Annotated in this window: 17 protein-coding genes; 4 read left to right on the forward strand and 13 right to left on the reverse strand. The window is 39.7% G+C overall.

Features of this window, described 5'->3' with window-relative positions:
• Positions 1 to 270 precede the first annotated feature (270 nt).
• The 13 genes from bglX to RM553_RS09665 all read right to left on the reverse strand — a co-directional run bounded on the left by bglX (position 271) and on the right by RM553_RS09665 (position 21,057).
• Positions 271 to 2,565 (reverse strand): beta-glucosidase BglX, encoded by a 2,295-nt coding sequence (gene bglX / locus RM553_RS09605; RefSeq protein WP_311534704.1) that lies wholly within the window; start codon positions 2,563 to 2,565, stop codon positions 271 to 273.
• Positions 2,540 to 3,352 carry a carboxylesterase family protein gene (locus tag RM553_RS09610; protein ID WP_311534705.1) on the reverse strand — a complete coding sequence of 271 codons (813 nt, stop codon included), beginning with the start codon at positions 3,350 to 3,352 and terminating at the stop codon, positions 2,540 to 2,542. The genes bglX and RM553_RS09610 overlap by 26 nt, the downstream gene beginning before the upstream one ends.
• Before the next feature lie 160 nt (positions 3,353 to 3,512).
• Complete coding sequence (locus tag RM553_RS09615; protein WP_311534706.1) at positions 3,513 to 4,895, reverse strand: glucoamylase family protein; 1,383 nt, start codon at positions 4,893 to 4,895, stop codon at positions 3,513 to 3,515.
• Positions 4,896 to 5,047: 152 nt separating this feature from the next.
• Entirely contained in the window at positions 5,048 to 6,484 is a 1,437-nt protein-coding gene (locus RM553_RS09620; RefSeq protein ID WP_311534707.1) for a RagB/SusD family nutrient uptake outer membrane protein, read from the reverse strand.
• A 49-nt stretch (positions 6,485 to 6,533) separates the two neighbouring features.
• Positions 6,534 to 9,539, reverse strand: coding sequence for a SusC/RagA family TonB-linked outer membrane protein (locus RM553_RS09625; protein ID WP_311534708.1), 3,006 nt, complete (start codon positions 9,537 to 9,539; stop codon positions 6,534 to 6,536).
• A gap of 223 nt (positions 9,540 to 9,762) precedes the next feature.
• Positions 9,763 to 12,507, reverse strand: a complete 2,745-nt coding sequence (locus RM553_RS09630) for a histidine kinase (protein WP_311534709.1) — start codon at positions 12,505 to 12,507, stop codon at positions 9,763 to 9,765.
• A 409-nt stretch (positions 12,508 to 12,916) separates the two neighbouring features.
• Positions 12,917 to 13,930, reverse strand: a complete 1,014-nt coding sequence (locus RM553_RS09635) for a polysaccharide deacetylase family protein (RefSeq protein WP_311534710.1) — start codon at positions 13,928 to 13,930, stop codon at positions 12,917 to 12,919.
• Positions 13,931 to 13,939: 9 nt separating this feature from the next.
• Positions 13,940 to 15,571 carry a glycosyltransferase gene (locus tag RM553_RS09640; protein WP_311534711.1) on the reverse strand — a complete coding sequence of 544 codons (1,632 nt, stop codon included), beginning with the start codon at positions 15,569 to 15,571 and terminating at the stop codon, positions 13,940 to 13,942.
• Positions 15,572 to 15,573: 2 nt separating this feature from the next.
• Entirely contained in the window at positions 15,574 to 16,827 is a 1,254-nt protein-coding gene (locus RM553_RS09645; RefSeq protein ID WP_311534712.1) for a glycosyltransferase family 2 protein, read from the reverse strand.
• A 10-nt stretch (positions 16,828 to 16,837) separates the two neighbouring features.
• Complete coding sequence (locus tag RM553_RS09650; RefSeq protein ID WP_311534713.1) at positions 16,838 to 17,845, reverse strand: glycosyltransferase family 2 protein; 1,008 nt, start codon at positions 17,843 to 17,845, stop codon at positions 16,838 to 16,840.
• A 16-nt stretch (positions 17,846 to 17,861) separates the two neighbouring features.
• Entirely contained in the window at positions 17,862 to 19,139 is a 1,278-nt protein-coding gene (locus RM553_RS09655; RefSeq protein WP_311534714.1) for an ABC transporter ATP-binding protein, read from the reverse strand.
• Positions 19,140 to 19,145: 6 nt separating this feature from the next.
• A complete protein-coding gene (locus RM553_RS09660) occupies positions 19,146 to 20,012 on the reverse strand; it encodes an ABC transporter permease (protein WP_311534715.1) in 867 nt (288 codons plus the stop codon).
• Positions 20,013 to 20,031: 19 nt separating this feature from the next.
• Positions 20,032 to 21,057, reverse strand: a complete 1,026-nt coding sequence (locus RM553_RS09665) for a glycosyltransferase family 2 protein (RefSeq protein ID WP_311534716.1) — start codon at positions 21,055 to 21,057, stop codon at positions 20,032 to 20,034.
• A gap of 401 nt (positions 21,058 to 21,458) precedes the next feature.
• Between RM553_RS09665 and RM553_RS09670 the strand changes: the two genes are divergently transcribed.
• From RM553_RS09670 to RM553_RS09685, 4 genes are all read left to right on the forward strand, one after another.
• The gene (locus RM553_RS09670; protein ID WP_311534717.1) at positions 21,459 to 21,617 is read left to right on the forward strand and encodes a hypothetical protein; all 159 of its coding nucleotides are present in this window, start codon (positions 21,459 to 21,461) and stop codon (positions 21,615 to 21,617) included.
• Positions 21,618 to 21,937: 320 nt separating this feature from the next.
• Positions 21,938 to 23,533, forward strand: a complete 1,596-nt coding sequence (locus RM553_RS09675; protein WP_311534718.1) for an ArnT family glycosyltransferase — start codon at positions 21,938 to 21,940, stop codon at positions 23,531 to 23,533.
• Between the two features lie 10 nt (positions 23,534 to 23,543).
• Positions 23,544 to 24,212, forward strand: a complete 669-nt coding sequence (locus tag RM553_RS09680) for a response regulator transcription factor (protein ID WP_311534719.1) — start codon at positions 23,544 to 23,546, stop codon at positions 24,210 to 24,212.
• Positions 24,209 to 25,612, forward strand: coding sequence for a sensor histidine kinase (locus RM553_RS09685; protein ID WP_311534720.1), 1,404 nt, complete (start codon positions 24,209 to 24,211; stop codon positions 25,610 to 25,612). The genes RM553_RS09680 and RM553_RS09685 overlap by 4 nt, the downstream gene beginning before the upstream one ends.
• The last annotated feature ends 81 nt before the right edge of the window (positions 25,613 to 25,693 follow it).

The following is a 25,693-nucleotide window of genomic DNA, read 5'->3' on the forward strand; positions in this document are numbered from 1 at the left end:
ATAACAAATAAGTTTCTGTTCATTTTTTCCATTGATGAAAAAACGAACCAAAAAAATTTAGGCTGACGAAACTTTATCTAAATTTTTTGTTCAGCACCTAAATTTTAGGAACTCGCAACGAAATTTGTTTAAAGCAACAAATTCAAAAAGCTCAGACAGCCAAAAAATTTAACGGCGCTTTCACTTCAAATTTTACGATAAACTTAGGATAGGCCGGGAAAATAATTGGTTATACCTTACAAATCCTATCCGTAGCTTCACTCATCCCAATCATTCTTCAACTTTAAACGTTCCGGTAAAGGGATGGTCTGAGCTTCCCGCTATAAAAAATTCAAATTCCCCGGGTTCAAAAACATATTCCAGGCCGGCATTATAGAACTTCAAATCTTCTACGCTTATATTGAATTCCACCGTTTTGGATTCTCCTTTTTTAAGGAAAATCTTTTTAAAACCTTTCAACTCCTTAAGCGGCGGAGTGATGCTTCTCACTTTATCATGAATATAAAGCTGTACCACTTCTTCCCCGTCAAAATTGCCGGTGTTGGTAATGGTGGCGCTCAGGCTTATGCTTTCGTTTTCAGCCAGCTCCCCGGCACTTGCCTCTACATTGGAATATTCGAATTGGGTATAACTAAGGCCATAACCAAAGGGCAATAATGGTGAATTTGGGACATCCAGGTAATTGGATTTGAATTTTTCAAATTCCCCAGGGTTTGGCTCAGGCCTCCCAGTATTTTTCTGGGCGTAGTAAACAGGAATTTGCCCCACGTTGCGTGGCCAGGTGGCGGTAAGCTTACCTGAAGGATTGTAGTCCCCAAAAAGCACATCGGCCACTGCATGTCCGGCTTCCACCCCCGGGTGCCAGGCCTGTAAAATACTCACCGGCAGGTCCATTTCTTCGGAAATTACAAGAGGCCTGCCGCTCATAAGCACCAGTACTACAGGTTTCCCGGTTTTTACCAGTTCCCTGATGAGTTTTTTCTGGCTTTGGGGAATAGTAATATCTGTTCGGCTGGCGGCCTCTCCACTCATTTCAGTAGCCTCGCCTACAACTGCCACGATCACTTCAGCATTTTTTGCGGTTTGTAAAGCTTCTTTTAATAATGCTTTAGGAGATTTTTCGTCAATTTCGGCACGGGGGCCAAAAACATTAATTTTTTCAGCAAGCTCAGCATCATCAGTAATATTTGCTCCTTTCGCATAGCTAATTTTTGCATTTGGCGCCACATTTTTAAGCCCCTGAAGCACGGGCACAGAGAGCTGTGGATCCCCGGTAGGCGCCCAGGTGCCCAGCATATTGTTCTTATTATTGGCTAACGGGCCTATTAAGGCAATTTTCGCATTTTTCTTCAGCGGAAGAACATTTCCTTCTTTTTTCAGTAAAACAAAAGATCTGGCTGCGGCTTTCCTGGCCATTGCACGGTGTTCTTCCGTAAGAATATCCTTTTCAGGACGTGTTTCATCTAAATAGCGATATGGGTCTTCAAACAATCCCAGCTTATATTTTGCTTCCAGAATCCTTCTTGCCGCCACGGTGATGTCTTCTTCGGAAACCTTTCCTTCTTCAACAGACTTTTTTAAAGTTGTAAGAAAACCTTCTCCCACCATATCCATATCCAGCCCGGCATTTAGGGCAAGCGCAGATACCGCCTGCAAATCCCCCATTCCGTGGGCGATCATTTCATTTAAAGAAGTATAATCTGAAACCACAAACCCATTAAAGCCCCAGCGGTCTCTTAGAAGGTCGGTAAGCAACCATTTATTTCCAGTGGCGGGAATGCCATTCACATCGTTAAAGGAAGTCATCACACTGCCGGCGCCGGCATCAATAGCAGCCTTGTAGGGAGGCAGGTATTGATTGAACATTTTGATCTTGCTCATGTCCACGGTATTGTAATCCCGGCCGGCTTCGGCAGCGCCATAAAGGGCGAAATGTTTAACGGTGGCAATCATGGTTGTAGGATCTGTAAGGTCTTCTCCCTGGTAGCCCTTAACCATAGCCCGGGCCACGGCAGATCCCAGGAAAGGGTCTTCCCCTGCGCCTTCAGCAATTCTTCCCCAGCGCGGATCGCGGGCGATATCCACCATAGGCGAAAAGTTCCAGTTTATCCCATCGGCTGTAGCCTCGGTAGCCGCGATGGAAGCCGTTTTCTGGATAAGGTCCATATCCCAGCTGGAAGAAAGCCCCAGCGGAATAGGAAAAGTTGTTCTATATCCATGGATCACATCAGAACCTATAAGCAGCGGGATTCCCAGCCGCGTATCATTTACGGCATATTCCTGGGCTATTCTTATCTTATCAGGCCCGGCAACGCCAAAAAGTCCGCCGACATTCCCTGCTTTGATTTTGTCTTCCACATTTTTGCTCACCACTGCCCCGGTAGCCACACCACCGCCGGGAGTAAGCAGGTTTAACTGCCCAATTTTCTCTTCAAGGGTCATTTTGGAAAGCAGTTCTTCTACTTCAGGAATTTCACTTTGAGATTGTGCAAACCCGGAAATGCTATAAATCAGTCCAAGGATTAGTATTGATAATTTTTTATTCATCTTTTTTTTCAATTTCATGTGCATTATTTAAAGATTTTGAGAAAAGCCAGGGCAGCAGGTAAGGTTCTGCCAGTGCGGAATCCCAGCTGTTATGGTTGTCATTGGGATATAGAGACAATTTCGCGTCGCGGCCACTGGAATTGATTTCCCTGGCCATCATTTTAGAATATTCCGGAGGCACCAAATTATCCTGCTCACCGTGGAAAATCCAGATATCAAGATCTTCTTTATATTTATCAATCACCGCAGGATCTGCCGCGCCACAAATGGCAAAAGCCGAGGCAAACATTTCGGGTTTTCTTGAAAGAATTTCAAAAGTTCCCATTCCGCCCATGGAAAGCCCGCCTACATAAACTTTTTCCTTATCAACAAATTTTTGTTGTGTAATAGAATCCATCAGCGAAATGGCCATTTTCATAGATGTTGTTGGCGCCTCCAGGTTTTTGAATTTAAACTGCAGCGGGAAACTGTCCCGGTTAACTTCAACATTTGCCCAGTAATCTTCTTTTGGCACCTGCGGAAAAATCACAATAGCAGGAAATTCTTCCCTTATTCCCTCTTTCAGAAATAAATCGCCGCCATGCACCAGTTGGGATTCATTATTACTTCCACGTTCTCCCGCACCGTGCAGAAAGAGCAGTACCGGGTATTTTTTTTCTTCGGAAAAGTCCTTCGGAAACAGAATACGGTATTTTAAAGTATCGTTTCCCTGGACATATTGTTCCCGCTGATAAGCTTCCTGCTGCGCCGAAAGGCTTAGCGGCAGGACCATAATTGCCAAAACAAGCAGTAGTTTATTTTTCATAATTATAAAAATATTGTTTCTATTTTTCCACTTAAATTTCACAGGTTAAAAACCTTCTTTTTTTTCAATTCATCCCTGAAAAATTTCTTTACACTTCAAAGTTTAAACCTATAAGGTTTTAAAAACCTTGCAGGAAATCACCAGGTACCTTCCACATTATTTATTTCTGAACAGAAAATCCTAATTTTTCTAACCCCTGCTGCACTTCGGGCGCGCCCATTAAGAGGTCCCAGATTAGACCGGAACGGTAATTTTCTATCATTACCACCTGCGGTCCCTGGTCTATGGCAAGATACCTTGCGGCCACCCATGGCTCCCCTTCCATACTAAAAGCATCATAGAACCCGGCCGGGCCCCAGAGTAAATTCTTTAAATCCACATAAAAATGGCGCATGGCTCTCAGAGATTCTTCAGGAGTATAGGGTAGGGAACTTACTGCGGCAGTTGGGGAAACCACGCCCCTGTCATTATCGGGAGAATGTGCCGTATATCCAATACTCCCGTCTTCATTACGCGTGTAACTTGCGGTAAGTCCCCATGACTGCTTACTATAGGTCTCATAATTTTCGGGATTCTCCACACAATATTTGTAGTTGATCAAAGAATGATTTCGGGTAACATCCCAGTAATTGCCATATTCATCGGTCAAATTTGTAGGATTTAATCCGAGATAGGAATAATGCGCCCAGAATAACGGGCCGCCTTTATCCCCGGAAGTATTGTGTTTTAAGACCAGTGGAAATCCATAAGCTTCATTTTTTGTAGTGATATTTCCACTTCTTGCCCAGCCTTCATGATATACTGAAGGTTCAATGGCATGCTTTGGAGAAGAAGCCGCCATTACATAGGTAATAAGGCATTCGTTATATCCTTCAATAAGAAAATTCTTCTCAAAACCGAATTTTGGTGACCAGTGCCACAAAATTCCATCCCGGTTGTTGGTGTACCAGTTCCATTCAATTCCATTCCATAATTCATCATATTTGGCAGCCACTTTTTGCTCATTTTCATTCCCTTTTTGTAGGTATTCCCTAACCACCAGGAATCCCTGGGCGAGAAAGGAAGTTTCCACAATATCCCCACCGTCATCTTTTTCACTAAAAGCGCTGGTCCTGCCGGTTTTCCCATTAATCCAATGGGCCCAGGCGCCATGGTAGCGGTCGGCATTTTTAAGAAAATCGGCAATGGTATCAAGGCGCGCCACAGCTTCTTCTCGTGGAATATATTCGCGCTCCATCCCCACGACAATGGCCATAAGGCCAAACCCAGTACCACCTGTGGTCACCACATCGGGATCATTTTTGGGATAATTGCCATCGGGATGATACCGCTCACGGGCCATACCCGAATTTGGTTCAGCAAAATCCCAGAAGTATTTAAGCGTTTGCTTCTGCACTTTTTCTAGGAGTTCATCATCGGATAGTTCTGTTTCCTGATTAACAACAAGATCATTGGCCTGATTATCCTCATCTTCAGTTGATTCCTTACATGAAATTAAAAGGAACATTGTGAAAATAAACAGTAGTGTATTGGGTTTTGTCATTTATGAAGGGGGATTAAACGGCTGTTATTAATAATTTTTAGCTCCGCATATACAGCTCAATAATTGCGTGTGTATATTAAGAAAATGCCCCGGAAAAAGATCACGGGGCAGTTCTTAACTATTATAAGAAAAATAAGAATTCCCTTATGCTCCTAATATCCCGGATTCTGTTCCAGCATACCATTACTTAAAGAAATTTGATTGGCTGGAATAGGGAAAACTTCGTTTACACCGGCTGTAAATTGTGCGCCATTGGCTTGCAAAACTTCTGCAGCCCTTCCCTGCCTAACAAGGTCGAAGAACCTGTCTCCCTCCATGGCCAATTCCACCCTTCTTTCATGCCAGATAGCCATTCTTAATTGCTGCTGGTCTGTTACATCCACATCTTCCAGGCCAGCACGATTTCTTACTGCATTTAAACTTTCCTGAGCTGCTTCAATATTTCCAAGCTCCATATTAGCTTCGGCATTCATTAAAAGGATTTCAGCATAACGCAGCAATACAATATTGCTATCTGAATTTTCCTGGCAGTTATTTCTTCTGAAAAATTCTGAAGAAACATAGATCTTTTGATTATATCGCTGTGGATTAGAAGGATCATCTCCAGCAGTAATAAGGTCACCTTCAGGAGTAGTTTCGCCTACAAACAATATACTGGCATCTCTTCTTACATCCTGCTCTTCATAAGCTGCAGCAAGATCTTCTGTAGGAGAGTTAAAACCCCAGCCAAACTGCCCCCGTACACCCTGTACCTGTCCAAATTGAGAATTTGCCTGGCAGTTACCATCAGCCGTGGAATTGATGGTTAAAATGATCTCTGAATTATATTCGTTTTGCCACCTGAATAATTCATAGTAGTCAGGGTAAAGTTCATATCCCATTCCCATAACTTCCTGGGTAAGGGTTAGCACTTGATTCCAGTTTTCCTGATACATATAAACCTTAGCCAAAAATCCTTTAGCGGCAGCCTGTGTAACTCTTCCTGTATTACCTGCGGAATAAGAAGCGGGTAAGTCTTCAGCAGCATCCTGAAGGTTTGAAATAACAAAATTGTAAACCTCTTCTTCAGAATTACGCGGAAGATTATAAAGGCCATCCTCAGGAATCCCGTCATAAATTGGCACTCCACCGAAAGCCCTTACAAGGTTAAAATAGTGATACCCTCTAAAGAATTTAGCTTCAGCTATAAGGCGTGCTTTTAAATCTTCATCCATAGAAATATCCGGAACATTGGTAATTACCTGGTTGGCCAGGTTAATTCCCCTATATTGCCCGGTCCAATAATCATTAAACACAAACGCTGAAGAACTAAAAGTGAAATTATTAAAATCATTTAGAAAAGCTGCATCACCTGGATTACTTCCTTTTTCTGTATTATCTGAAGTTATCTCGGTTATTGCCAAATAAGGGAATCCTGAATTTTCCCAGGCCAATTGCTGATTATAAATTGCATTAGTAGCTTCTATCGCATCCTCCTGGCTTACAAAGAATTCCTCTGCCGGCGTTCTATCTTCAAGCGGCACATCCAGAAAATCATCGCTACAGGAAAATAGAGCAAGTAGGCTGCATGTAAATATTAATTTTTTCATATTCTATATTTTTACCTGTTTACCTAAAAAGCAAACTCATTTATTATTACTAGAAATTTAAACTTACGCCAAGATTATAAGTAGCAGAAAGAGGATAAACATTTCTGTCTATTCCTGAATTCACTACACTTCCTCCGGGAGGATTATCAACGCTTCCTCCATTGATCTCTGGTGAAAATCCGTTGTATTCAAACACTGTTAAAGGGTTTTGCGCATTCAGATAAATTCTGAAACTATCCCATAATTCTGAATCTCCGGCTATAGAAGGAGGAAGGGTATATCCTAACTGGATATTCCTTATCCTGAAGTAATCGCCTTTTTCTACATAGAAGGAGCTTGGCCTGGAGGAGTTCTGGTCAGAATTTGGCGCTGGATAATTATTTATATTACTACCAGGAGTCCATCTGTTTTCATAGAAGTCCAGGTCCCAATTCTCATTACCAAATCGTGAATTCCTGTTGAAATTATAAATCTCATTTCCTGCCACGCCAACGAAATCCATCCCAAAATCAATGTTCTTGTAGTTTAAGGAGAAACCAAATCCATAGGTGAACTCTGGAATAGGACTACCCAAAAATGTTTTATCATCTTCGCCAATTAATCCATCTCCGTTTAAATCTGCAAAACGAAATGCACCAACCCTAGAATTATATTCTGCTGCCTCTGCCTCTGTTTGAATAACTCCATCTACCTGGTAGCCGTAATAAGCTCCAATTTCAGCTCCCTCTTCCAATCGTATAATTGGATTTCCAAAAAGGCCAGGGCCTGTATTTAAAAATGATGCTCCAATGATATTGGTTATTTCATTAGAAATAGTAGTAAGGTTTCCATAGATACTGTAATTAAGATCTGTGTTTATTTGATCTGCCCAATTAAGTGAAACCTCAACGCCGGTATTTTTGAAGCTTCCGGCATTTGTTAGAAGATTTGTATTAGTGGCACCTGATGATGCGAGCTGAGTGATGTTAAAAACTGCATCTTGTGTTTCCCTGTTATAATAGTTTACTTCGCCATCTAATTTATTTTCAAAAAGTGTAAACTCTACGCCCGCATCATATTCTTCAACAATCTCCCAAAAAATACTTGGATCGGAAAATTCACTAATTGACCTGGCAATAGCAGATTGTTCTCCAAAGAAATAAATATCAGGGTTAGTTGCTGTTACATCAAAACCTCTGGGCACAGTAGCATTACCAAGGCGCCCCCAGCTTCCTTTAAATTTCAAGGTATTTATTGCTGTGGTGTTTTGCATAAATTCTTCATTAGAAACAATCCATCCAAGCCCTACAGAAGGGAAAATTTCGGTATTGTTTTCTGAAGGGAAATTAGATGCTCCATCATTTCTAATAGTAGCATTCAAGAGGTATCTGTTATCAAATTTATATTGTACCCTTCCAAATAAAGACTGGAAGTGTGTTTTTGTTCCTTCGTCATTCACTCTTTCAGAATCCACATCGCCTAAATCCAGGTATAGAATTGCATCGTCGCCATTAAAATCTACACCGTTGGCTATTCCCTCTATTCTGTAAAAACTTCTTTCTTCCCTGGAAAAGCCTCCTAAGACCGTGATGTCGTGTTTTCCGAAAGTTTCATCCCAGGTAAGGGTATTTTCCCAAAGCCAGTTGTCATTTTCAGCATTGTTTCTGTTAAGTGTGCTTATATCAGAACCCTGGTTGGTACTAATCCTGTATTCAGGCGTATATGAAAATCCTTTATTGCTTCTATTATCACCAGAGAAACTGGTACGAAACTGGATACTTTCAATAGGGCTAATTTCAGCATATACATTCGCAAGAACCCTGTTTCCTTCAGATTTACCCCTGTAGAAATCCAGTGTTCCCCGTGGATTTGCAAAGTTCCCAACACCTTCAGGAAACCCGTAGGTGCCATCTTGATTAATAGCATTAAATATAGGAGGTGCTATGTAAGCCTGGTAAAAAGGCTCCTGAACATCATTGCTACGTGTATCTGTATAGGCAATTGAACCACCAAAAGATATATAATCATTAATATCTGAATCAATATTAAGACGGCCCGTAATCCTGGTATAATCGTTTCCGGAATTTATATTACGGCCGGCATCTAAGATCCCTTCTTCATTAAAATATCCCACCCCTATATAATACCTGGTTTTTTCAGAAGAACCAGACACCGATAAGTTATGAGAGGTAATAACAGGAGCATCTTTTATAATTTCTTCAAACCAATCTGTATCCGCATTATAATCATTAGGATCTAAAAGATTTTCAGAACCTTCAAAAGCCTGCTTTTCATTATATAATTGTATATATTGGCTGGCATTTGCCAAATCAGGAATATTGGTTACTTTTTTAAAACCTGCATAGCCGTCGTAAGAAACAGAAACTCCTTCGCCACGGCCATTTTTTGTTTCAATAACAATCACACCATTTGCAGCTCTTATCCCATAAATAGCCGCACTGGAAGCGTCTTTTAAAATGTTTAAGCTTTCAATATCAGCAGGATTAAGATAGTCTATGTTATCTGTCAGCACTCCATCAACTACATACAAAGGATCTGAGTTACTAACGCTCCCCACACCTCTTATCCTAACATTTGGTGATGAACCCGGCCTGCCGGAGTTTGTAATATTTACACCAGCAACTTTACCCTGAACAGAACTAAGTGGGTTTACGTTTGGTTGCTTGTTTAGTTCTTCTCCGCTCACCACGGCTATGGAACCTGTAATATCCTGTTTCTGCTGAGTACCATAACCCACCACCACCACTTCATCCAATGCTGCTGCATCTTCCTGTAGTGTGATGATATAGTCGTTACTTTCTGTAATGGTAACTTCCTGAGGAGAAAAACCCAGGTACGTTATCCTTAGAACATCTCCTTCTTCCACGTTTTCCAACGTAAATTTTCCGTCAAAATCGGTAACATCAAAATTGTCCTTATCTACAATTTTTACTTCTGCTCCAGGCAAAGGTATTTCTGATGGATCCTGAACTGTACCGGTAATTGTTTTTGCTTCCTGGCCTACTACTATAGTTGTAATAAAAAAAGCCAGCAAAGTGAGTAATTTTAGTTTCATACGGCTGTTAAATCATTAAATTTTAACGAAAGATACGTCTAGTACCTAAATCTACGCAAACGTTATAGTACATAACTACTACATCATTAAAAATTCAATTGTAAAAAATTAATAATTAATGTTTTACATAACGACTGAAGTAAATTTTAACATGCCCGAAAATAAACTGATGTAGTGATGATGTAGTGCAATTTCTTAAAAAATCATTCCTGTTTTTATGAAATCAGAAATTTTTGATAAGGAAATTTGTGAGATTTTCTTCCTTATCTAAATCCATTTTCTTTCTTAACCGATAGCGGTGTACTTCCACACCTCTAACCGAAATCCCCATAAGAGGCGCTATTTCTTTAGATGTTAAATTCATTTTCAGATAGGAACAAAGTTTCAAATCCTTATTGGTAAGTTTAGGATATTTAACCAAAAGGTCTTTAAAGAAATCCTCATGCAGTTCGTTAAAATTGGTTTCAAATACCTGCCATTCATCCTTATTTTTAATAGCGGTATTGATCTTATTCATAAGGTGCTTAAGCCGAAACTGGTTTGAGAATTTATCCCGGTCTTTATTTAGCTCCCCCTGGATATCCATAAGGACTTCATTTTTCTTTGCTGCCATCATAGTAGAGTTAGCTAATTCTTTCCTTTTGAGGGTAATTTCATTTCTTAAACGCTCCTTTTCCATTTCATTAATCCGCTCCCGATGTTCTTCCTCAAATTTCTGCTCGAGTAGCCATTGATGTTTGTTAAGTTTAAGTTGGTTAAACCAATAAAGGAAACCTATTAACCCCAGGAACAGAAAGACATAAACAAGCTTCATAAGATTAGAAAGATACCAGGGTGGATTAATGCTAAAAGAATAGTTAGCCGACCCCGCAATATCATCCTGTGGGCCAAGAGCAAAAAGTTTAAGCCGGTAATCCCCGTGTGGCAGGTTTTGCAGCTTGATCAATCCATTCCTAACCTCACCACCCATTCCAGAACTTCCTTCTAATTCATAATGCAGCATAGCAGCATCTGATGCCGGAAGGGCCGCTCGAATGGTGATTTCACGGGAGCTTTTGAAAGGAATGTCAGGAGTATTATTTAAAGGATAATCCCTGTTCTTATCTGCTATCCCTCTTAATATTGGTCTGGCCACAAATTTTTGATTTTTCTCCCTAAGCATTTTTTCAAGGTTAATGCTAGCAAAACCATCATTTAGGGTGACATAATAAACAGAATCATTAACCTGAAGCATTTTTTCATTCCCTTTCACTAAACGCTGATCCAATTCTTTAAAAGCAATACTGATTTTAACATCTATAAAATCAGTATAAACCAGTGAATTATTTTCCAGATTGACAAACCAGTATTTATCATTTTCATTAAAAATCAACCGGTGATTTTTGAAAGCATCCAGCTCCCTGAAATTTTCCAGACTATCCCGGAAAACATTATACCTGTACCAATGGTTCTTATGTAGAATCCCGATATTATTGTTAATAGTAACAACATCAACTTTCGAATTACGAAGCCCTTCAATATTATTAACTTCTTTAACCTGAGGACTTTCCTTATCATTATTTTTAAGCCTAATACGATACGCCCCATCGTAAGGATGCACCGCCCAAATGACATCCTCATCCTCAAAAACAATCTTTTTTACAGGAAAATCAATGCTATCCATTTGTTGCATTCCCCGTACAGCAGGCATATAGCTGCTTATCCCGGTGTACGTACCTATCAAATATTGGTTATTGCCTGGCAAGGGAGTAATCTGGAAACTTCCCGTACGCTTTTCCACTGGTAAAAAATTGCCATTATCAATTGTATAAAGTCCGGTGTTATGATTAGCATACAGTTTATTATCCAGAACTTCCAGGTTCCAGGTATGCCCCTGCGAACCCTCGATAATAACAAGATCTCCAGCATTATTAAAAGTGTAAACACCAGTATTACTGGCCATAAAAAGTTTTCCATTATAAAAGGTGAGATCGTAAACAGCTCCTAATTCGCCAGATTCATCTGTAAAAAAATGTATAGGGGAATCAAGATCCATTTTATCAATCCCGTTATCAAGACCAAGCCAGATTTTCCCATCCTTTTTTGCCATTCCCAATACGGTGTTATTCTGAAGCCCCCTGTTGCGGTTATAAACCCTGAATTTGTGATTCTTTAGATTATAATGTATAATTCCATTCTTTACCGTGCCTATTACCACCTCATTCTCTGCAATCTGCATGATATGATTAAATTCATATTCTTTAATAGCATTATTTAACTGGTAATCCGGATAAACAGAAAAGGTTTCCCCGTCAAATTTGTAAAGGGAATCTCTTGTGCCTGCTAATAATGTGTCCCCCTGCACCATAACATCCAAAACTGTTTTCCCTTCCAGAACCTCCTGGTTTGGTAGGGGCTCAAGAACTCCATCATCACTAAGAAAATATAGGCCTCTCTGACTCACAGCCACCAGCAGTTTATTTTTATAAACAGCAATTTTATTGGCTACTAACCTCCGGATTGGCTTAATGCTATCTTTTTCGTACTTATACACCGCTCCAAATGACCTGAAGTAAATGGCATCATCAAAAGCTAATATTTCCCAGAATTCTTCGCTTAATACGGGATAATTTCCAAGGCTTGACATTACTGATCTATAGTGCATCTTACCGTTAACGTCCCGTTCCCAATACCCAAACTCCCTATAGGAACCGGTGAAGATTTTGCCTTTATAAGGGTAAACAGATCGTATGGTGGCACCTGTCTCCAAAGGAAAAAGTTCCCATCGCTGACCATCATAACTCAGCAAACCCTGATTGTTTGCTGAATAGATTATTCCGTCTTTATCTATGGCTATATCCCAGTTTTGACTGGCTGCATCATAATCTACAGCAGAAAAATTTTGTATAGGTGGGTTTAACCCTTGTGCAGTTAACTTATAAAAGCATAATGTACAGATTATCAGTATGCAAAACACCTTATCCCTCACAGTCCTGTAGTAATTTTGTGCAGTTAAATTTACTGGCAGTTAAGGCTACAAAGATAGCTTTTTAGGCTGGTGTTAGCCAACGAGGAAGGCAGAAAATGCAGATGCTGCCAATGTTCCCAGAGGAGGTTCTTTTAGAATTTATTTCAAAAAGGAATAGCCTGTATGGCAATCGGTAAATAATAGCATCGAAATCGGAGTTGCAGACTTTATAGAATGTTTTCAATTCCGGCTAACTCTTTTGTAAAAAATTCAGCTTAGAAATTACGCTAATGTTGAATTATAAATATCATAATCGCTCCCACATATTGTAATAATTGATGTCCCTGATACCAATAACAGCATCTTATTTGTTCCAATCTTTTTTAAATCAGGTTAATCTTGAAGCCTGTGGGACAACAGTAGCAGAACTTTATTCTGTTTTGAATAATTGCGTTAGCTCTTTCTTCAAAACTGATCCTTCAGTATTATACACCTGAACCCTTCCCAGACTAAGGGCCATTGAATCGCGGCTAACCACTTCTCTCTTTGTGCTAAAACCCATTTTCATCCCGTTTTGCCCAGCCACTTTAATACTAGCGTCATTGTAATTACCATAAGGATAGGCCACGGCATTAATAACAGGATAACCCTGTTCAATTAAATATTTTTTGTTCACCGCGATCTCCTGAAACTGCCTTTCTGGCGAACAACTTGCCAGGGCAGGATGAGTATGGGTATGTACACCGTAACTAAAAAGCTTATTAGAAGCAAAATCCTTTAGCTGCACATCTGTCATAGTGCAATCCGCAGGTGTATGCCTACAGGAAGAACCAGCCCATTTCTGTAAATCATTTATCACCTTCACGATCTTGTTATGAGAAAGTTGTTGTAAAATTTCCCATATTTTCAAATACAGTTCACATCGCCTGGTCGGCGGCGGGGCTGGCCATTTCCAGGCCTCCTGCTTTTTTATAACGTCATTTGTTAAACGCTCAGGCTTCAGATAAAATTCATGTGACTTATCATCAATTAACAGGGTTAATTGGTATGGTAGATCAGGGGAATGAAGAATAATGGCCTCCAATGCGTCCCACCAGAATAATTGCTCCTTTCCTATAAAATGCGAGGGCACGAAAAAAGTTGCCGGGCAGTTATAATGTTCTAAAATTGGCCTGGCATTTAAATAATTATCGGTATAGGCATCATCAAAGGTAATATAAACACTTTTATGCTTCAGTTTACCGATGCGCAATTGCTCTTCAAGTCTGTAAAGTGGCAATACCTTAAAGTTTTTCTTAAGCATTTTTATTTGAGACTCAAAATTCCCCGGACTAACGGCCAATTGCCAGGGATCTGTTTTGAGAATGCATACCCTGTGATACATTAGCACAACTGCCTTAGCACCTGCCTGATTAAAATATGCTCTCATCCGGCTCCACATCATCCACAGGTTTTATTTAATGGCACTTACACTCACGATTACCTGGTAATGGGGATCATGTATGTCCATATCCCTCTTTTTAATTTCCGGCAATCCCATTCCATAAAGAAATGCGCTTGCGACCTTAACATTACCATAGGTATTTACTGAAATATTTTCTAAGGAAAAATACTCTTCCATTAGCCGCTGCATGGATGCATCGGTAAATGACCACAGCCAATATTTACCCCATCCATCTTGTGCAATATGGCTGATACCTGGTACGGTGATTAATAAAATTCCTCCCGTTTTTAAAATTCTGTGGCAGGTGGCAATGGCCGCCTTAAAGTCGTAAATGAGCTGTAGGGTTTGTGTAAGCACAATACAGTCAAAGCTATCTGAAGGAATATGCGGGGCATTGCTAAGATCGCCTACAAATGTTGCCCGGGGGTTGGAATCATCAACATGTAAAACATCACTCTCTGTAACTTCATCACCTCCAAATTTCATGGTATACGCATTATCTCCTATTTCCAGAACACGACCCTTGATTTGTGGCGAATATGTTTTCAGGAAATTTTCAATATAATACCTGTCTAAAGGTCCACCGCGGTCGTAACCAAACTGGGTACTAAAAGGGCTTGTGCGTTCCAGATCACCAAGATCTATTTTTTTTACTTTAGGTAATTTTGGTTTCTTTTTTATCCTAAAGAATACTTTTCTGATAATATTCATCGGCAACTTTTTAATATCTTTCCTCTTACCCTCATATTTTTGGAAAGGCTGATTTGTAAATTTCTTGTAAAGGTGTTTATTATATTTTTTAAGGATTTCTATTTCCTTCCTGTCAAATACAACTTCTCCAGCATAGAGATTACCCAGTAAATTGTCATAAATCTTTCTGGAATAATAAGACCTCCAATAATTCTTCCCCTTTTTATAGGACTTCCTTTCAGCTTTATTCTTAAGATTTTTCTTCTGAAAAGATAATGCCCGCAAGGCATAATCCATCATTCCGGAATAATTTGCAGACATATTATCATCATGCTTTCTGTAAACTGCAATCAAATTTGTATGATAAAAAATTGGGAATAATCTTGTTATTTGAAGATACATATCATAATCCTCACAATAGCGCAAAGCGGTATTAAAACTGAAATATTTAAATATCCAATGCCGATACATTACGGCTGCATGCATACCTATAAAATTTCCTTCCAGTAATTCACAATAATAGTCATTGGTTATTTCCTGTTGAATAAGCCAGGTCTTATCTTCAGGCTCGTAATACAACTGATAGCCCCCGGCCACAAACGCAGCCCGGGTATCAGATTTTAAGTAACCAATATTATGTTCCAAAGCATGCTCCAGGAGCCAATCGTCAGCATCCAGAAAAACCAGATACTCCCCTTTGGCATTTTTGACTCCCGTATTTCTGGCTGCGGACAGACCCAGATTTTCCTGATAAACATAACGCACTTCTGGATACTTGCCACATACTTCTTTGGTATTATCAACAGAGCCATCATCCACCACTATGACTTCAAAAAAGCGGTAGGATTGTGCATAAACGCTATCAATAGCGTGTGCCAGATATTTCCCGTGGTTATAACAGGGAATGATTACTGATACCAATTGTTTTATTAAATGCTCGGGTAGTGGCATGGCTAAGGAACTATTGAAGGTCTTTTTCTATTTTTTCTATAGAACCGGATTCCGGAATTGATGCCCTTAAATTCGCTCCATAGCGTTCGATAGCGAAAACTATATTTGGGAAATCCATTCCTAAGTAAAAATAGATAATACCTCATTAGTTCTAAATACAGGTATTTTTTGTAGCCTATTTCTTTATTTTGATCATGCTGTATGAGGACAGAAGCGGAATGACCACGCATATAATTAAACAATTGTTTGTGTAGTTCTTTTAGTTCCTTCCGATGTGCATGATACACTATTGCCCGGGGGTTATAATGAATATTCATGTTTTTAGCTAACATCCTAAACCATATCTCGGAATCCCCACTACAGCCCGCTGCACCAACATCCAGCCTGATGTCAAAATATCCAACAACCTCAAGAGCCTTTTTTTTGAAGGCCATGTTGGCTCCCGCCCCTATCTGCCATACTTTTGGAGCCCCTGAAGACTTATAGATAAAATCACTGTTAAAGTGGATATCTTCATATCCCTTGTTGAACCCCCAATTTTTTTCAAATATCTGCTGACTTTCCGTCTCAAGCGACGATGCTATTACCAGGCCAGTCATTGCATCTGTGTTTTCTTGTAGAAAGCTTTCCCATACGCGATAGCACCACAAGACATCAACGCTTACGTCATCATCTGTATAGGCAACTATGGATGATTTGGCCAGGCGGGCACCTGTATTTCGTGCAATATCCAAACCTGGGCGTGCCTCTTTACAATATGTAACTGTATTAAATGCTTCTGTGGCCAGCTTTGTGCGATCATCTGTGGGGGCGTTGTCTACAACAATGATCTCCCGGGGCCTGCAAACCTGTTTATTTAAACTCTCCAGGCAGTGTTTTAAACTCTCGCTACGGTTGCGCGTACATATTACCACAGAAATATCTACTTCCCCGGGAATATTTTTCGTTATGTATGGAGAGAGTATTTGTTCTGTTAAATTCAAAAGGGCCTGAATTTCTCTAGAGTTAGCTGCTGCGGCGATTTGCTCTACCTGCTCTTTACCTCCGTAAGCTTTTAACGTAGAAGCCATCATATCTAAAATAGCTTCTAAAAAATCTTCACATCCTTTCTCCTCTATATAGAGATGGCCTAGAGGGATACTATACCACCAAAAAACAAAATAATACCTGTTGCCGGGTTCCGGATTTGGAAGATGTGCTATATCTTGTTCATTCAATTGAACATGATGAATGAGGTAAGGAGCTATTGTAGGCATAAATAGTGGTTTAAATTGTCCTTCTCTTAAAATATATCCGGTAGGGATCAGTCCATATATAGAGCAAAAGAAGCGATATCCTGGAAAGAACATAATTATCCCTGTAGATCCCTAAAACAGTTTTGATTTGATTATAGGCTACTTTTTTATTTTTTGATATAAACCAGGCGCTAAAAGTTTCATTTAGTATCCAATAGACGTAATTCCGTTTGGCCGTTTTCAGCATCTTTTTTTGATCTTTTTTGGGTAAATAACTAATTATTGCCGCCGTAACTTTTGCAATGTCTTTAATATTTTGCCCAGATTGATAACTCCGCCAGGTAATAGAATTTTTATGTTCACGGTATTCAGCAAGAAACTCGGGGGTGTATGCTGTTTGATAATTTTTGGCTATCCGCGCCCACATTTCCCAATCTTCTCCATAATGTACTAGATAGAAACTTCCCAGTTTTTCATACACTTCCCTTTTTACTGTAATGGCAACATATTGTAATCGTGGAAATTCCGCCAGTTTATGAAGCCAGTTCCGGAGTACACATGGTTCTTTGGCCTCTGTACGGGATTGATGTGAGAAATTCCCTTCGCTATCTATATGTTCCCAGGCGCAGAAAGCAGCTCCGGCTTCAGGGAATTTATCAAAAAGCTTGTTAAGTGATGCGTAATACCCAAGTTTCACCCGGTCATCGCCATGAAGTAAATGGATATATTTCCCTCTGGAACGATTTATGCAGGTTTCAAAGTTCCTAAGGCTGCCTACATTAACATGCTGTTTATAATAGCTAACGCGCCCTTTTCCACAGACTCTCACCAGCTCTTCTACGTTAGCATCGGTACTGCAATCATCTACCACTTCTATCTGCATAAGATCTTCCCCCATATCCTGCTGCAAAACACTCTCTATAGTTTCTGCCAGATAATCGGAACAGTTATAGGCCGGTATCATTACAGACCATAATGGGCGGGAAAGACCATCGGTAATGGGTGCTATATAAGGGGGTGATGTAGGTATCCTTTGCATATTAAATCACTGCTATTTATTTACTCATTATTGTTAACGGTTTAAGGATTAAAGGGAAATCGGGTCTTACGTAGCCCCACCATTTGTCGTACCAATTGGTGTTTTCCCGATAGTCTGCTACGTCAAACATCAAACATTCCTGATAGGAATAAAGTTCTGAAGATGTGTCTTTTGAAAAATGGAGCGTGAACGTGTAAGAACCGTTATTAAGAAAGTTCCCCGGAATAGTACACTCCCCCTCGATCATTCCTTTATTGTGTATTTCAGGTTTTGATGGTATGTCAAATATGCACTCGCCCGCCAGGGTAAATAGCAACAGGTCTGTAGATAAGACAATGTTATCAGTGGCATTATAAAACCTGAACTTTACGGTTAAGGCAGTCCTGATATCGATTACGCTTAGGGGATCATCAAAATGAGGGAGCAATTCAACATAAAGAACCCTTATCATATCATTACCAGGCGCTTCCCTCACGGTTGAAAACTCTTTGATCCAGCTTTTTTTATGTAGTGCGCTAAGGTACTCATTGAGTACCCCTTTCGATTTTCCTCTCGCACGCACACTCCCTCTATCCAGCCAAAGTGCTTGTGAGCAAAGGTTACTTACCGCCTGCAGGTTATGGCTTACAAATATAATTGTGCGGCCGCTTTGGCTGGATGCATCATTCATTTTCCCCAGGCATTTCTTCTGAAATTCGGCATCTCCCACTGCCAATACCTCGTCAACAATCAAGATATCAGGCTCCAGATGTGCGGCTACAGCAAAGGCGAGCCTTACGTACATTCCCGAGGAATAACGTTTTACCGGCGTATCTATAAATTTCTCCACTCCGGAAAAATCCACGATTTCATCAAATTTTTTTAATATCTCCTCCTTTTTCATTCCGAGGATATGCCCGCTGATAAAAATATTCTCCCTGCCGGTAAGTTCAGAATGAAACCCCGTACCCACTTCAAGTAAACTACTGATGCGACCGCTACCCCTCACAAGGCCTTCTGTGGGCTTTATAATGCGCGATAAGATTTTCAATAAAGTTGACTTCCCGGCACCGTTATGGCCAATGATCCCCAGTACCTCCCCCTCTTTTAGCTCAAAACTTACATTTTTAAGCGCCCAGATATGTTCACTGGTATCAATCTTTCTACCATCTCTTATTTTCTGGTTCAGGTCTTCCTTTTTAAGAATGTTCTTTTGCCACCATAACTGCATATCACGCCGTAGCGAACCCGACCCAATGGTACCGAGATTATAGAGCTTAGAAATATCACTGACCTGTATTACTGCTTTTGACATAAATTTTTATAAAACATCCATTAATTTATCGCTCATCTTGTTAAAGAGCAGGATTCCAAAAAAAACAATCATTAACATAAACCCCGCACTGTACAGCAAGAGAAAGCCATTTAAGCTACCCACGCCTAAAAAAGCGAATCGAAAATATTCAAATAAAGAGGATAGGGGATTAAGATTTACCAACCATCGCACATTTTCCGGCACCATGGCAAGCGAATAAAATACGGGGCACACAAACATTAACAGCCTTATTATGAGTTGTATCAAGGCCATAAGGTCCCTGTACTTTGCAGTAAGCACGGAGAAAATAAGCCCCCCGCCAAAACCTATACCTGCCGTATTTGCAATAACAGGAAAAATTAAAAACAGCCGCCCAGCGTTAAATTCCACCTGTCCCTTAAATAGAAAAAGCAGATAAAGTGCAAAAAGCAGAAGCAGCTGGATCCCAAACAATAGCAGCTGAAGCCAAAGGGTAGAGAGCGCCACGATTATTCTTGGGAAATAGACTTTACTAAATATCTCTGCATTTTGGGAGAAGGTTTTTGAGATTTGGAGGAAAACCTCTGAAAAAAGTGTCCAAAGGGTGATTCCTACCATATTAAACAGCAAAGGTGGTACGCCATCTGTAGGAATACCAATTATTTTGTTGAAGACCAGCACATAGGTAATAACAGTAAGCAAAGGCTGCAACAATGCCCAAAACGGTCCCAGCAACGTCTGCTGGTATAGTGCAAGAAAATCCTTTCTGGCCAACTGTAGCATCAGGTCCTTATAAGAATACAGCTCCACAAGCCCTATATCCCACCATGAGGTTTCCGGCTTAATTTCCCACTCCCAATGCTTTATCCCACTGCTGTTCGGTTTTTGATTCATTTAATAGTAGTTATCAAAATTATCTTTTGCGCATTTCTTTTCTATTCCGCAATATATTTTCTATCTGCTTATACCTCAAGCCATACATAGCATAAAAGCGCAGCATCCAAAAGAGGGTAATATAGTCTTTACTCATACCCCAGGCACCATGGGCCTGCCTCAAAGCAGCTTTAGTATGACTGAGCAGCAGGGTATTGGCAACCCTTACCGAAAACCTGGCATGGTAGGCATAAGCCTTCTTTTTAATCTCTGAGCGTTGGTTTTCAGGCAAATGCTGTTGTATAATATCTATTACCTTTTTAATATCTTTTACATTCTGGCCGCTAAGATAACTTTTGTGACTGATGCCTATCCCATGGCCTACTCGGTAAGACGCTAAACATTCAGGGGAAGAGGCCATGGGAAATCTAGACCCTATCCTTGCCCACATCTCCCAATCTTCACCAAAATGAACTGCATAAAAACTGCCTACTGCCTCGTAGGTAGAACGTTTAACGACCATGGCCGGGGGTTGGATTAACTGCTTTACGCCAATTTTATCCATAAAATCGGGAACAATCCCGGGGGTTTCCAGCATACTTTCATTTTTAATGGGGACAATTTCACTTTTATGATCTATATAATTGAAGTTGGTGAAAGCCGCCCCAGCCTCTGGATAATCACGAAAAAGATTTGCTATCTCCTGGTAAAAACCCTCTTCCACTTTATCATCCCCGTGCAACAGATGTATATACTTGCCTTTTGAACGATTAATGCACGTTTCAAAATTTCTCAAACTTCCGCGGTTCTCCTCTTGCCTGTAGTATCCAACCCTCCCTTTTCCAATAGTATTGACCAGTTTTTCGACATCACCATCTGTACTGCAATCATCCACCACTTCTATCTGCATCAGCTCCCGGGCAGGAGCTTGTAGCAGAACGCTTTCCAGTGCCTCCCCAAGATAATTAATGCAATTATATACAGGGATAATTACAGACCAAACAGGTCGCTCTATCTCAGGAAGCGGCGCTATATGTGGAGGAAATTCGGGAATACGCTCATACATGGATCAGTGAATGTGTATAGTATTTTTGATAGGTATCAAACATGAATAAGGCTGAAGAATATTTGCTATCATTGAATCTAAAATTTTTTAATAAGTCTGTTATCTTCACAGCGCGTTCATCCACATTAAACTTTCAAGATCTTGCAGGTATACCAGAATATGAGGCTTAACAAAATAAAAAAATAGTTAAAAGATTTAAATGTATATTAAAAATTACAAAAATTGAAATATAACCACAAATTAAATTTATTGTGGCCGGAAACATTAAAATAGGTATTATCTATCAATTCCTGTAACTGGGAATTCATGTGAAACTTATTCCTAAGTTCGGGTTCATTCAACCCTATACTTTATTAATGGTTTGCGTGCTCAGTAACCGCGGCGGATTTTATAGGATATGCATGAATCGGGAAAATGAAGATCTTAATTTATGGATAGAAATGGGGGAAGAAGCCAAAAAAAACAAAAAAGCCTCTTTCCAATTGAATGGAAAAAAGCTTCTCATTGGTTATGCTGAAAAAATCAGCATCTTAACCTGTTCTCCCGGTTGCCCGGGATAAACAACACAACTTCTTATTCTAATTAAATGAAATCTTTTTCAGCTATTTCTTATAGAATTTTTCAAAACAAAAAAAGCGGCAGAAACCGGTAAATTCTAAAGATTGCAAATATATGAAATTTCTAAAAGCCTGAAAATTTCTATTTTATTTTCGCACCCGCACTTATTTCAGCCTCCTTCAACGCAAAAGTATGAGCCTTAGTTCTATAAAGATAATCATCAATCTTAAGCAAATCTTTAGAATAGCAATCTAAGTTAGCAAAAGAAAGAATGGAAGAGCAGGCCCATTTTAGGTAATCGAATGTAAGATTAAAGAGGTAAATGGACAGGACAAGTATTAATTACTCTATTGGGATTGTATTATTTTTACTTATTGCGATAAATTTTCCAGGCCTTACCGAAAGCAGTGAGGCCAGGTATGCTGAAATTGGCATGGAAATGTATAAATCTGGAGACGTGATACACCCAAGGTTGCTGGGAATTTTACATTTTCATAAACCCCCACTAACCTATGTTATTACAAGTTTAGGCTATCAAATTTTTGGTGTAAATGAATTTGGCGCAAGGTTCTTCCTGGTTTTGGCCGTAGCAATACAAATGTACCTTGTCTACCAGATAGCCTGGGAATTATACCGGAATATTTCTCTAAGCAGGCTTGCCATAGTGATTTACGCCAGCCTTCCCCTGGTGTTAATTTCAGTACTTAACTTAACAACCGATGCCTACCTGAACACCTTTGTGCTTGGGTCAATTTATTGCTATCTCCGCCATTTTACTAACAAGAAGAAGATATACCACTACCTTATCGCTTTACTATTAGCGCTGGGGGTTCTCACCAAAGGGCCGGTTGCATTTTTGCCGTTTTTAATTTTTGTAACACTGCATAAATACTACTCTAAATCCTCCTGGAAAATAGGTTTCCATGAAATAGCAGCAACAATCTTTTGCCTCCTGCTGGCTACCTCATGGTTTGCTTTAATTATTTCTGAAAAACCCGAATTGTGGACTTATTTTATAAACCACCACATTAAGGACCGTGTAATGAATGCCGAAGTGTTTCACCGGGAAGAAAACTTCTGGTACTATTTAGCATTTATCCCATTACTCTGCTTTCCATTCTTTTATATTATTACCTATCAATTTTTCACTTCAAAAGATAAGAGTGCCAGGCCCGACAAAATAATTACATGGACTATAATCCTAAATCTTTTTGCCTTCTCCTGCTTTTCTTCCAAACTAATACTTTATTTACTTCCATCGGCTCCATTTGTGGCTATTATGGCTGCGAAGATCTTAACATACGGTTCAAATAAACTGCACCGGTTCACAAAGAACATCATCCTGGTTGAATTTTTCACCATTGGTTTTAGTGGGTGTATTTACCTGTTTTTAAACAGTTTTTATTTACTTTCTTCGGTGTTAGTTCTTGTATTGGTAGCTATCCTGGCTTGGAACAGCCGCACAAAAGCCGTTTTTACTATCACAACCGGCAACATAGGTCTTATGATGCTGTTGGTATATCTATTCGTAAGCTTCGGCTTTAATAAACCTTCCGCTATTCACAGCTACAAAAATATTTTTGAAGAAGCAGAAAAATCTTTTCCCAATTCATCTACTTTACTGGTTTATGATCAACTAATTCCGTCTGCAAGGATTTACACAAATAAAAATGTGATTACTATTCATAATAAGAATTTCAGGTCCAATAGGGAAACCCAGTTTGAACCTGGAGAAATGGCTGCCAATTATTTGGATATTGCCAATACCAAACAGGTTGAAAACCTGAAACAAAAATTAGCAAACCCGGAAACCATCCTGATGATAAAACAGAAGGACCTGGAAAGTTTACCTGTTGATCTTGGGGAATACAAACCGAAAAAGACCAAAATTGGCGAGTGGTATTTTTACAGTAACTAAATTACACGTTATGAATATTCTTGTAGTAGAAGATGAACCTGGTATTGCCGGTTTTATAAAACAGGGCCTGGAAGAAGAGTCATTTTTTGTAGAGGTGGTTGCAGAAGGGAGGAAGGGTCTGGACAGAGCTTTGTCCAACCAGTATGACCTTATAATCCTGGATTGGATGATCCCGGGAATCAGCGGTATTGAAATCTGCCGCCGGTTACGGGATGAAGACAAGGAAACTCCGGTAATTTTTTTAACTGCAAAGGATACTGTGGAGGAAACCATTTTTGGACTGCAGGCAGGAGCCAACGACTACATTAAAAAGCCTTTCCATTTCCAGGAACTGCTGGAGCGGATAAAGGTACAGCTGAGGCCAAAATCAGGTGAACACATGCTTTTTACTCTGGGGCCTGTAGAATTAAACACTGGCACTCACCAGGTTTTTAAAAATGGGGAAGAAGTAAGCCTCACCTTCAAAGAATTTGCACTTCTGGAATTTCTTATACGCAACAAAGAAAGGGTTTGTACCCGCACCAGGATTATTGAGAAAGTTTGGGATATCAACTTCAGTTACAATACCGGGGTAATTGATGTTTATATTAATGCACTTAGAAAAAAGCTCAAACTGGGGCAGGATGAAAACTACATTCAAACTGTAAGAGGATTAGGTTATATAGCAAAAGAAATATGAAACTAAGCTTTAGAAGCAGGGTGGCGTTATATTATATGCTGGCAACGGCACTTGTTATTGCTATTGCTTTTTTCACCGTTTTTATATTGGTTAAAAGTACAATTTATCAAAACCTGGATGAAGACCTTTCTTACGAAGCTGCCATGCATCTTCGCGAAACAGGCTTGGAAAATGGGAAGCCTGTATTTTTGGACAGGGAAGAATGGGAGGAGCGGGAACATAGGGAAGTACAGGTAAACCCGGTTTTTGTCCAGATAATGGATAGTACAGGAAGGTATATTTCAGATAAATCTCCTAACCTTAAAGAAGATAAACTTTTGTTTTTTCCGAAAAAAGAGAACGGCTCGCATTTCAACACTTATTTAAAAGATCAGCTTATACGGCAGGTCCAGGTTCGATTTTCAGAAAATGGGAAAAACTACGGGTATATTATTACCGCCATGTCTTTTGAAGCTTCGCAGGAAATTATTTCCAGGCTTGCATGGATCCTAATTATTTGCTATCCCGTAATTTTATTTGGCTTATTTTTTATCTCACGATTTTTGGCAGGAAGAAGTATCAAGCCTATTACTGAAATCACCAGGACCACTAACAGGATAAGCAGGTATCATCTTAACGAACGCGTAAGCCTGCCGGAGAATAAAGATGAATTATTCGATCTTTCTTTCTCCATAAATGAACTGCTGGACCGGATAGAACAAGCCCTGGAAAGGGAACGACAGTTTACCAGTGACGCTTCCCACGAGCTGCGTACGCCAATAGCTTCCATTAGAGGTAACCTTGAGGTACTGATAAGAAAGGAACGAAGTAAAGCTGAATATGAAAATACAATTAAATACAGCTTGTCTGAAATTGACAGAATGAGCGTTATAATAGAACAATTGCTATCCCTTGCCCGTTATGATAAAAAGGCCGTCAACAAAACAGAAGAACATATTGAAATCGTGACTATTTTAGACGAAATTATTTCTTTGCATTCCGGAGAATTAAAGGCCAAAAACCTAAAACTGATTTTTAATGCTGAAAATGCCGGAGAATTCTACGTGCATTACCACTACGCCTTTGCTATTCTAAATAATATTATAGGAAACGCTACTAAATATTCCTATAACAATTCAACATTAACAATTCAACTCACCAAAAATAATGATACACTACTATGCAAGATAACAGATGAAGGAATTGGGATAAAACAGGAGGATTTAGACAAAATTTTCAATCCGTTTTATCGTTCATCGGCGTTGGAACATTCAGAAATCAAAGGAAGCGGGTTAGGACTTTCCATAGTACAAAAAGCCGCTGAAGCTATTGAGGCCGAAATTAAGGTTACCAGCACTAAAGATAAAGGGAGCAGCTTCAGCGTTGTTTTTAAGCCAATCTTAAGAAAGTCTTCAGCATAACTTTAGAATAAGAAATTACTTTTAGCATATAAAAACAGAGCATGTAGAAAAATTACTTTTAGATAATTAAAAGTAGAAATA

It is taken from the genome of Autumnicola tepida (assembly GCF_031846485.1).
Classification (GTDB): Bacteria; Bacteroidota; Bacteroidia; order Flavobacteriales; family Flavobacteriaceae; genus Autumnicola; species Autumnicola tepida.